At 46.8% G+C, this 11,862-nt stretch carries 5 protein-coding genes and 1 pseudogene; 2 read left to right on the top strand and 4 right to left on the bottom strand.

The annotated features are described in order from the left end of the window. Positions 1 to 72: 72 nt before the first annotated feature. A pseudogene (rhuM, locus tag C3V43_RS14925) lies at positions 73 to 372 on the bottom strand (RhuM family protein); the annotation flags it as partial. A 1,038-nt stretch (positions 373 to 1,410) separates the two neighbouring features. Between rhuM and C3V43_RS08950 the strand changes: the two are divergent. Further along, positions 1,411 to 4,608: a SusC/RagA family TonB-linked outer membrane protein gene (locus C3V43_RS08950; RefSeq protein WP_106069513.1), complete on the top strand. Its 3,198-nt coding sequence runs from the start codon at positions 1,411 to 1,413 to the stop codon at positions 4,606 to 4,608. A gap of 33 nt (positions 4,609 to 4,641) precedes the next feature. Then, positions 4,642 to 6,639: a RagB/SusD family nutrient uptake outer membrane protein gene (locus tag C3V43_RS08945; protein ID WP_106069512.1), complete on the top strand. Its 1,998-nt coding sequence runs from the start codon at positions 4,642 to 4,644 to the stop codon at positions 6,637 to 6,639. A gap of 636 nt (positions 6,640 to 7,275) precedes the next feature. On the opposite strand, the gene C3V43_RS08940 is transcribed toward C3V43_RS08945, so the two are convergent. From C3V43_RS08940 to C3V43_RS08930, 3 genes are all read right to left on the bottom strand, one after another. Continuing rightward, complete coding sequence (locus C3V43_RS08940; protein ID WP_394336171.1) at positions 7,276 to 9,228, bottom strand: alpha-glucuronidase; 1,953 nt, start codon at positions 9,226 to 9,228, stop codon at positions 7,276 to 7,278. A gap of 75 nt (positions 9,229 to 9,303) precedes the next feature. Then, positions 9,304 to 10,281: a glycoside hydrolase family 43 protein gene (locus C3V43_RS08935; RefSeq protein WP_106069510.1), complete on the bottom strand. Its 978-nt coding sequence runs from the start codon at positions 10,279 to 10,281 to the stop codon at positions 9,304 to 9,306. Between the two features lie 66 nt (positions 10,282 to 10,347). Continuing rightward, on the bottom strand, positions 10,348 to 11,844 hold the full coding sequence (locus tag C3V43_RS08930) for an MFS transporter (RefSeq protein WP_106069509.1): 1,497 nt from the start codon (positions 11,842 to 11,844) through the stop codon (positions 10,348 to 10,350). Positions 11,845 to 11,862 lie beyond the last annotated feature (18 nt).

Below are 11,862 nucleotides of genomic sequence, written 5' to 3'. Positions count from 1 at the left end.
TTAAGAGTTCATTATTAAGAAAGTTACATCCTGTGCTGTTTTGGTTGGGAGTAAAAAGTAAATCGAAAAAACTTATTCTTTCTTCAACGGATTTTGCTCTCGCTTGGAAAGTCGTTTCACCATTTTATCGAAGTCGCTTTCAAGTTGAGCCATTTTTCTTTAGCGGTAGAGATGGTAGATGGCGAACTCTCATTCGGTTTTCTCTATAGCTCCTTTGTGGAATACACAGCCTTTCCCCTCCAAATAGTTTGCGTTGCAGAGCTATGATTTGATTGTCGAAGGCGGCTATCCATCCGTCATCTTCGTCGGACGTTCCTCCAGAGCTTGGAACTCAACAAAGTCGAGGAATTACGATACGAGAAGGTTGAGCCGTTACTGTTCTTTTCCATGAGGTATTCTGTTGGGTAGTATCGTAAATCTCCGCCAACTGTCTCTGTGTGAGCCACACATCCTCATCGGCAAAGTGTATATTTACCTTTGAGGTTGTGCAGAGTTTTGGCACAACCTCCACAGCCTAAATCTTATATAAGTGGATAATTCGGTACTTATTCAGATATAGAAATTTCATTCTCGGATATGGTCATTATTCTTATTTCACCTTATCGGATGCAGGATGTTTTTCCCTATTCTATGGAGGAGACTGCTAATCGAAACTGTTAGATAATATCTATTTAGTACCTGAGTTTGGGATAAGAAGCAGGTCGACAACCTCGCACGGAGACTTGTGTTTTAAAGCCAAACTGCATTGGTTATCAGGTGTTTACTCCTGCCTTGTCGGACACTTGCGTCTGACGGCTCAAACACTTGTGTCTGTCATGTCGGAGACTTATGTCTGTCGGCTTGGACACTTGCCTCTGTCACGACAAAGGATTGCAACTGTCAAACAGGGCGAGGGCGGCCGACCTGAAAGGCTCTCTTTTGCCTGACCGCCGTAAACCGGTGTATTCAGGAAATATCCGTCCGAAAGGACGCAACCCCTCATCTTCAGCAAAAGGAACAGCCTATCACAAATTCAGGTATTTAGTAGATTTGGAAGAGAAAATAAATAAAGTATCTGATACTTATCAAACTGTTAGATTGATAGAAGGATATTTATTAAAGGTGATTATTTACGACAGAACAACCTTATATTTTATACAATGTAGGAAAATCCTTTCGGTTTTATTATTTATTCCGTAATATTTATTACTTATAGGATATATATAGAAAATAGATATGTTTTTCAGCATATATAACCAAATATTTATTTAAAATATTGCTTTATATAAAAATATTTTCTTTATTTGTGCGAACAATATTAAACTACTCGCAAATTTTCTTGCATATTTTAGCTATAATACAATTCTATTAGCGAATAGGATTCTTACCTATATTACAAACATTTTAATCTTAACACAAAAGACAAGAAGTATGAAAAATGCAACAGAATGTAGCTTTAAAAGAATGAGTTTGTGGGTTTTTCTTCTGCTTACAGCATCTTCCCTATTAGGACAAACCCTCATCACCGTAAAAGGAACAGTAACCGACGCACAAGGTGAAATACTGATCGGTGTAACCGTCTTGGTGCAAGGTACCAAAAATGGGACTGTAACCAATGCCGATGGGCATTATACTATACAGAATGTTCCGATAAACAGTATCTTGGATTTCTCTTACGTAGGTATGCGGATGCAATCTGTTGAGGTAAATCGTAACTCCGTGATTAACGTGATCTTGAAAGAAGATAGTGAAATGCTTGAGAATGTGGTAGTGATAGGTTATGGAGAACAAAAGCGTGATCAAGTGGTAAGCTCTATCTCAGCCATTGAAGGAAAAAGATTAGAGTTACCAGCACGAAACCTGACCAACAATATAGCAGGACGTATTCCGGGTCTATTGGCCATCCAACGTTCGGGTGAGCCTGGGTATGACAATGCCGAAATATGGATTCGTGGAATCAGTTCATTTTCGGGAGGTACCGGAGCCTTAGTTTTAGTCGACGGTGTACCTCGCCACATTCAGGACATCAGTCCTGAAGAAATAGAATCATTCACTATTCTCAAAGATGCTTCGGCTACTGCTGTATATGGTGCGGAAGGAGCTAATGGCGTAATTCTGATAACCTCTAAACGTGGAAAAATACAAAAGACAAATATCGAACTTCGAGCCGATTGTTTCGTAAATCAGCCTACTCGTGTAGTGGAATTTGTTGACTCTAAAGACTGGCTTACTTTATACAACGAAGCGGCATGGAACACAGCCGGAAATCCCGATAAGAGATTTTGGAATATAGCAGGTAATTATGCTCCTCCTTACTCGGATGAGATAATCAACCGTTACATCACCAATGCCGATCCCGATATCTACCCAAATACACGATGGATGGATTTGTTGAAACCTGTGGCACTGAATCAGCGGTTGGCACTGAACTTCAGAGGAGGGGGCGAAAAAGTACGTTTTTTCGTAGCAGCTTCTTTCTTCAACGAAGAAGGGTTATTCAAATCGAAGCCTACGAGTGACGTAACCGAGTTTGAGAAAAAAGACCAATACAACGTGAATATCGGATTGCAGCGATACAATCTGCGTACTAATATAGACTTCGATATAGCCAAATGGACTAAGTTGCGTGTGGATTTGAGCGGACAGTACCTTACCACCAACTATCCCGGAACCTCGACAAAAGACATTTTCAATGCCATGATGCGTAGTGCTCCTCACCTTATTCCGATGTTATACTCCAATGGTTATCCGTCCAGATATAGCGCAACGGGAGGTTTTGAAAATCCTTACACACTGCTGAACTTCAAAGGCTATACACGCGAATATCGGGTAGGACTGCAAACCAATGTAGGTATAGAACAGCGTCTTAATTTCATTACGCCGGGACTTTATATAAAGGGGAATGTAAGTTTTGATGCCGACTTCATTGCCCGAATAAGCCGTGCCCGTAAGCCCAACGAATTCTATCAATCCGGTCGAGACGATGATGGTAATCTGCTGCTGAAAAAAGTGGTAAATGGACAGAGTACAGCCACAGAAGCTAAAGACGGTAGCTTTAACGGAGGAAACAAGCGCATTTATTTGGAGGCCTCTTTGAACTATAATCGAACTTTCGCCAAACGCCACGCCGTGAACGCTCTATTGCTTTATATGCAAAAAGAAAGCCAGATACAAGGTAACCCTTATCCGTACAAGAAACAAAGTTTTGTGGGACGTGCCGGCTACGCTTTTGACAACAAGTACTATATTAACCTGAGCTTCGGCTTTACGGGTAGCGAGAATTTTGCTCCTAATCACCGGTATGGTTTCTTTCCCGCCATGGGGCTAGGTTATCAACTTACTAACGAAAGAAAGATCGGACCTTGGCTCAGAAAACAAGGAGTCAGCAACCTGAAACTCAGACTATCGTATGGTCTAACGGGTAATGATCAAGTGGCATCCAGTCGTTTCCCTTACAAAGAGAGCCTCACGTGGTCTAATGAGAGAGTTTTTCTGGGTATGTCTTCTGCTGGTGGTCTCAATCAGTCCGAACGTCTGATTTACGAGAAACAGGCCTACAATCCACAGATTCGTTGGGAAATAGAGGAGAAGCGAAATATTGGTCTGGATATTGGACTTTTAGACGATGCATTCAGCTTGACACTTGAATACTTTAATAATCTTAGACACGACATTTTACTGCAACGCAATACCGTAAGTCAGGTTTCAGGGTTAATAAATAATCCATTCCAGAATTTTGGAAAAGTGAGAAACTATGGATTTGAAAGCAGTCTTAACTTCTCGAAAACATGGCAGAAATGGCAAATCGGGGCTATGGGTACTTTTACTTTCGCACGCAACAAGATAATAGAGATGGATGAAGTGCCAAGGAAATATGCCTACCAGATGACTACAGGAAGTAAAATTGGTCAGATAGATGCATGGGTTGCCGAACGATTATATATCGACAATGATTTTGACATCACCGAAAATCCTGTTACCGGCGTAAAGACCTACACCCTTAAGGATGGAATTCCCGTATCCAAATATGGAGCTGTATATCCCGGTAACATCAAGTATGTTGATATGAATAATGATGGTATAATCGACGAATTCGACTGGGTCAGAACCCCCAAAGGCACATTTCCTGAGAAACCTGAAATTGTTTATGGTTTCGGATTTTCGGCCAGCTATGGCGGAGTGTACTTAAGCACCTTTTTCCAAGGTATGGCAAACAGAAGTGTGTATCTGCAACCATCTGAGATGTTGCCGTTCTTAGGGCAGGAGCCACTCACAACCTCTGTAAAACAATTTGCGCTCAGCCGATGGCAAAGCGACAATCCGAGCCAGCAAGTCGTATTACCTCGCCTGATGTTGGGCAATATGAGTGAAAACGACAATCGAAGAAGCACTTGGTGGCTAAGAGATGGTAGTTTCCTAAGATTTAAGAATCTGGAAGTGGGATATCGTTTCAACCGAAGTTTTCTTGAGCGTATTGGAATGAGGGCATTGCGTATATATCTTTTGTGTCAAAATATCTGCACTTGGGATCATATCAAATATTGGGATCCCGAAATGGGTAATTCTTCTTCTGGAATGGGATATCCCATACAACGTTCATTCAATCTCGGGGTGGACATCACTTTTTAGAAGCTCACGTTTAATAAATAATAGAAAAACAAGATGAAAAAGCATATTCATTTATCATTTATATTATCCATTCTACTTATTTGTAACCTGCTATCATGCAGCTACTTGGATATACAAGACGATTTCTCATCGTCGGACACCAAAGCCTTTGTATTGACCGATAATCCCGGACAGATACGCCGCTTTCAGCGTAATATTTATAAAGCCATGCCTGACTATTCAGCCTATACCTCTGCCAGTCCCAATGGTATGCAAAATCCTTGGGTGGCATTATCTGATGAAATGTGCACCAACCTGAACGGTAATCTAAAAACGACTCCCGTTTCGGGATATACCTCGGCATCCGGTAACTTCCACCGTTGGAAAGCATTGTATCAAGTAATCCGGCAAGCCACTATTTACATAGACTCCGCACGGGTAGTGGGTCGGTTGGGAGAAGCTGATTTTATCAGCGAAACCGAAATGAAGCAACTCAAAGCCGAGGCTTACTTTTTTCGTGCCTATTCACATTATCTACTTTTAGAACAATACGGCCCTATTCCAATAATGAAAACGGAAGCTGACCCGTCAGACCCTGATGCTGATTATGCCCGAAATACAGTTGATGAGGTGGTTGATGCCATCGAAGAAGATATCAAATTGTCTATGGAGGGGTTAGATGATACTCGCCTTTCAGATGCCTATCCCAGTGGATTCGAAGAGAATCGGTTGGCTATCCCGACCAAGGGTGTGGCGTTGGCACTGAAAGCCAAAGTACGGGTTTTAGCCGCCTCTCCATTATTAAATGGGAAATACACTGAGGCATTGACTCTTACCAATAAAGACGGCAAAAAATTATTCCCTGCATATGATGCAAAAAAATGGGAGAAGGCTAAGGAAGCTCTTGAGGAGTTACTGCATTATGCAGAACAAGGGAATTACACATTATACAAAAGTGAGAACAATGATCCGCATTTGAATGTGTACGAACTCTTTCAACACTACAACAAAGAGATTATTTGGGCCAATCCTAACCAATCATGGAAAGATGTGGAGATAGCGCAAACACCTAGGGATATACAAGTTACCGGTGGTAACAGTAATGGGGGATACATGGGAGTGACACAAGAGATGGTAGATGCCTTTTTTATGGACAATGGTCTGAAAATAAGCGATAAAGACTCCGGTTATAGAACAGATGGTAAAACCGAGGTGAAAAATCCAGCTACCACTTTTAAGAAAAAAGGCAAAACTATCGTACTGACCGATAAAGATATTTCTAATATGTACGCGCATCGTGAACCGCGTTTTTATGCTGCAATAACTTATCAGGGAAAGAGCTGGCACGATGTGGTATCGAACACCAAACTGCAAGGAAATACCCCCGAAAGTTCCAAAGCCACACGGGTATATTTCTCTAAAGACATTGAATCGTCTTCCAATCCGCTTCCCGGATATGGTGGGATAGCTGGTTGCCATAATCAGGCCGGCAACTATCCTTCTACCGGATATCTGTGCTATAAATTTTGTAACCGCAATGTACATCCCACTTTACCCAATGGTAGAAGATTCGTGTATAGACCCTCCATTATTTTCAGATTGGCCGATTTTTATCTACTATATGCCGAAGTGTTGAACGAAATAGACCCCAAGCATCCGAAAATAGCGGAATACCTTGATCTTGTGCGCGAACGGGCAGGCATTCCCGGCTATCAGAAATTGCAAGAGGAAGGGAAGAAAATCGGTATTATCAGCAATCAGGAGGCTATGCGTCAGGCTATCCGAGATGAAAGACAGGTAGAATTGTTTGCTGAGGGGTATCGTTATTTCGATGTGCGCCGCTGGATGATTGCCGACAAAAATGAAGGTAGACAAGGAGGTGAATTTCATGGCATGAATATGAATGGAAACGAGCAAGACGGCTCATTCTACACTCTTATTCCTTATAATATATTGCCGAGAAAGTTTAGTACCAACATGTATCTTTACCCTATTCCTTTCAATCAGACAAGCATTAGTAATCTATTGGTACAAAACCCGGGATGGAATTAAAAAAGGATTATTCCATCAAATCTTTTTTGCCCGCCGTTGACATTTCAATCCTTAACGGCGGGCAGATTGTTTGATTTTCTCAACCTACGTATCAAGGTTTCTGAAGAATCATCGAAATCTGCAGATGGAATACAGAAAATCAAGTAAACGGAAAGGGAAATATCCCTTACTGCGATGTTGTTCCGACTTTCTCCGACTTGGAGGTAGTGGGATTTTTCGTCACGGTAGAAGAGGCATTTAGTATTGACTCCAAGCCAGTGAAAGTATACCGGAATGCTCGTGCAAACCGGTGCACCATGGGCAGCAATATAAGTTTGTGGGACTGTGTGATTGCTGTATGGATAAATCCTTCTTTGTTAAGATTATTCTAATCATTCCTTTTTACCTTTTTATCTCTCTCAGAACACCTTCCTGCATGGGTGCTTGTTCCTCACCGAGAAACGATGCGTTCCTCACCGAGGAACACCCTCTTCCTCACCGAGGAACGAGGTCTTTCTCGGTGTGGAAGAAAAGGCTGAGAATGTTCTTTCGGTTTGATGTAAAAATAAATTCTCCATCGGGCAGCTGTGGGAGAACAGCCGCCCGATGGAGAAAATGTGAAAAACGGCAGACTTGTGCCGGACTGTGCTTGTGCCCTTATCGGTTGCGATTCAGCAGTTCGCTGTCGGGGCACTCGAAGTTGCTGATGGGCAGTGCAACCTTCTTCAGCTCGTCCAACTCGTGTATGGGGCGTTCTATGCCGTAGGGAATGGGAAGCTTTGAGAATTCCTGAAAATAGAGCAGGCAGGCGTCTTTCCACCAAACGGCATCGCGGAGCTGCGTTTTCAGTCGCGACTGCACGTCCCGAAAACGTTCGGCATCTATCAAACTCTCAACTCTGTCCCACGTCTTCTGGAACTCCCTGACTTGCTGCACGCCGCTGTCGTAGCGGTGGCAAAGCTCGTCCCACAGGGTGCGACCGCTCTTCATGCGGTGGTTCCACGGGAGGTGATGGAACCAAAGCAGATAGGGTTCGGGACAGGTGGCAGGGTCGTCGTACAGTCGGCAAAGCGAGTCGGGATATTGGGCGGTGGCGTCACTGCCTGTGCGGCTACGGTCGAAACCAATGCCGTTGCCGTCGGCTCTGTGATAATAAGAGGGCATCCAGTCGGGGCGTGCGCCGGGCACGTCGCACCACGGTTCAGGGCCGTAATGATGTCCCCAAGCGAAAATGTGGTGCAGACCCAGCGGCATCATATAGTCCACTGCCGCTTCATGGCTGCGGAGCATAAGCCGGCCGATGGGTTCCACGAACTCTTTTTCCTTGCTGAAAGTCTGTCGCAGCCACTCGTCGGCTATGGCCTCGGACGAGAGCGACGGGTTCCATGCAAGACGCCCGAAGGCGTACCAGTTGGCTTGCGCAAAGGGATGGCCGCACCAGTTGGCATCGCTGCCGATGTTGGAAACGCCGGCAACGGCTTTCAGCGTAGAGGGCGGCACAAGGCCGAAGAACTCTTTCCACATGGGTGCCAGATAGACGAGGTGGTTGGAATGCCCCAGATACTCTTGGGTGATTTGGAACTCTACCATCAGCGGAGTATGCCGCATGGTGCCGAACAGAGGGCTGTAAGGTTCGCGAGGCTGAAAGTCCACCGGGCCGTTCTTTACCTGTACGATGACGTTCGGGCGAAACTGTCCGTCTAAAGGCTTGAATTCAAGATAGGCTTGCTTGGCACGGTCGGCATCCGAGGGGCTGTAGACGAAAGCGCGCCACATGACGATGCCTTTATGAGGCTTCAGCGCATCGGCCAGCATGTTGGCGCCATCGGCATGCGTGCGTCCGAAGTCGCATGGGCCGGGCTGTCCTTCGCTGTTGGCTTTCACCAGAAAACCTCCGAAGTCGGGGATGAGGCCGTAGATTTCGCCGGCTTTCTTTTTCCACCAACGAATCACACGCTTGTCCAGCGGATCGGCAGTAGGCAGGCTGTCGAGAACCATCGGGCTGGCGAAGTTGACCGAGAGATAAACACGTATGCCGTAAGGACGAAAAACATCGGCCAACGTCTTTACCTTGCTCAGGTATTCGGCAGAGAGAATTTCGGGCGAGGCGTTTACGTTGTTCAGCACCGTGCCGTTGATGCCTATGGAGGCGTTGGCACGGGCGTAGTCCTTATAGCTCTCGGAAAGCGTGTGGGGAAGCTTTTCCCAATCCCAAAGCGATTCTCCGGCATATCCCCGTTCTACGGTGCGGTCTGTGTTGTCCCAATGGTTGAGGATGCGGAGCGTGTAGGCGGGGTTCTCTGTGGTGGAGGCGATGGCTTGCCCGCTTTCTTGCAGGCGCAGCAGGTGATAGGCGGCATAGAGCAGGCCGGTTCCGGTAGGCGAGATGACCCGTATATTGCCTTCGCTGCACACGATTTTGAAGCCATCGGCGGCCAGTGCCTTGTCTTTCTCGATGGCGAGGATGACAGGGTTCCCTCTCCACGATTGCCGCAACTCCTCGGCGGCTATGTTCAGTGTGGCGGATGCATGCCGGGACAATACTTCGACCGATGCACCGGCTCTTCCGCTCTGCCGTAACCACAAACGGCTGCCATTCTCGGCAGCCATTTGGTTAATGAAGAACAGAGCGATACAAATCAGCAGATAGAATCGATGTTTCATACGATATATATAACTTGTGGTTTATTCTCCTCCTCCGTCGATGGTTATGATTTTTCCTTCCGAATCATATTCCAGTTCGCATACCTTCAGGCTGCGGAGCCATGTCCGGCCGTTGGACGGCACGCAGTCGTGGTGGAAGAGGTACCACTTCCCTTTGTATTCGGCAATGGCGTGGTGTGTGGTCCAGCCCACCACGGGGGTGAGGATGACTCCTTGGTAGGTGAAAGGCCCGTAAGGATTGTCGCCTATGGCATAGCACAGGCGGTGCGTGTCGCCGGTGGAGTAGGAGAAATAATACTTGCCGTTGTATTTGTGCACCCAGCTGGCCTCGAAGAAGCGGCGTTCGTTGTCGCCGGCTGTCAGCGGTGTACCGTTCTCATCCAGAATCACCACGGGTCTCGGCTCTTCGGCAAATTGCAACATGTCGTCGCTCAGCTTCACCACCCGTCCCGGCAGGGCAGGCTCATCGCCCGTTGGCAGTACGGCACTTTCCAGTGCTTTGTTGTCGCGGTAGCGTTGCAGTTGCCCGCCCCACAATCCGCCAAAGTACATGTAGTAGCAACCGTCGCCGTCGTCCAGAATGGCGGGGTCTATGCTGTAACTTCCTTTTATCGGATCGGGCTGCGGGATGAAAGGCCCTTCGGGCGAGTCGCTGATGGCCACACCGATACGGAAAATATCGTTCTTGTCTTTCAACGGGAAGTACATGTAGTATTTACCGTTCTTAAAGGCCACGTCGCTGTCCCATAGCTGACGCCCTGCCCAAGGGATGTCTTCAGTGGCAAGCACCACTCCGTGGTCTTTGATTTCGCCGTGCATCACGTCGTCGGTAGAAAAGACGTGGTAGTCCTTCATATTGAAGTGGTCGCCGTTGTCGTTTTCGGGGATGCCGCTCTCCCAATCGTGGCTGGGGTAGATGTACACTCTGCCGTTGAAGACATGCACTGCCGGGTCTGCCATGTAGTCTCCGGGTACTAAGTATCTCATTTCTTTCTTCATATTGTTATTTTTTAGCGTTGTTTTATGGTAAGCACGAATTGTTTGCAGTGCTCTGTTCTTTTCTTTTTAATAATCGTTTCTCATTCTTCGCTCCGTCAGTTCGGCCTGCATCCGCTCATTATAGGTTTTGGTGATGGGGTAGAAGCAGAGGGTAATGACTCCGACGGCAAATGTGGCTGCCGGTATCAGACTTGACGAAAGCACGATGCCATGAATGGCCGACTCTGTCTGTGCCGTTCCGGCTCCGCTGACATATCCGAAACCGGAGAGCAGGAATCCCAGAATAGCCCCGCCGATGCCAAGGCCCGCTTTCAGGGCAAATACCACTCCGGCAAAGACAAATCCCGTGGCACGACGGTAGTTCACGTATTCCGAGTGGTCTGCCACATCGGCAATCATGGCCCATAGCAATGGCACTGTCGGGGCGTAGGCAAGGCTCTTCAGGAAGTTCAGGAAGAACATCGTTTCTATATCCGTTTCGTTGGGGAAGTAGAACATGGCGGTGAAGGCGGCCGTCAAAGCCAGACAGATGATGAATACACGCTTCTTTCCGTAGCGGTTGGCAAGGAATTCAGAGAGCAGGATCACGCCGAAGAACTGAACCAATGCGCCCAGCATGTTGAATACACCGAAGCCTACTTCGTATGCCTTGTTCGGACTGCTCACTATCAGACCGAATGCGTTGAGCAGGCTATATCCAAGACCTGTGCCGGCCTGTGTGGTGACCAATCCCAGTTTGTCGAGGAAAGAGTACAGGGCATCGGCATCCACATAATTCTCAAAATAGTAGTTCATGGCACTTCCCCACATGGCCAACGTGGTGAAGAGGAACAGAGTGAGGATGAACATGGCACGCCAGGGAATGCTGCGGAATACATCCTTGATATCTTTCACGGTATCTGTCTTCTGGCCGGAGGGTGGTGTGATGCGTTCGCGTGCGGAGAAGAAGGTGATGATAAAAAATACGAAGCCTATGATGGCAAACAGCGAAATGGTGCACAGCCAACCATGACCCTTGTCGCCTTCCGGACCGGCAAACTTGCTGACGAGAGGCAACGTAAGTCCTTGTACCACAAACTGCGCGATGGTGGCGGCCACAAAACGAATGCTGGTGATGCTGTTGCGCTCTTTGATGTCGCTGGTCATCACACCGCCCAATGAGGCGTAAGGTGTGTTGTTGAACGAATAAAGCGTCATCAGCAGGGTGTATGAGATGGTGGCGTACACGGCGACCAATCCTTTGTCTTCAATGCCGGGATTGTAGAAAGCCAGTACATAGAATACCATGAAGGGCAAGGCTGTCCATAACACCCACGGGCGATATTTACCCCAACGGGTTTGGGTCCTATCGGACAGAAGTCCCACGGTAGGGTCTACAAAAGCATCTACTATGCGGGCTATCAGCATGACGCTGCCGGCAACTGCACCTTCCAGACCGAATACGTCCGTGTAGAACTTGGTTTGATAAATCATCATCATCTGGAACACTAAGTTCGCGGAGCAATCGCCGAGACTGTAACCTATTTTCTCGGCCATCGATACTTTTTGGTTCATGTTATTCATGGTATCTTAATCTGTTGG

Source organism: Prevotella heparinolytica, assembly GCF_002998535.1.
Classification (GTDB): domain Bacteria; phylum Bacteroidota; class Bacteroidia; order Bacteroidales; family Bacteroidaceae; genus Bacteroides; species Bacteroides heparinolyticus.
The sequence above is the reverse complement of the archived record's forward strand: the minus strand, read 5'-3'. Positions and strand labels throughout refer to the sequence as shown.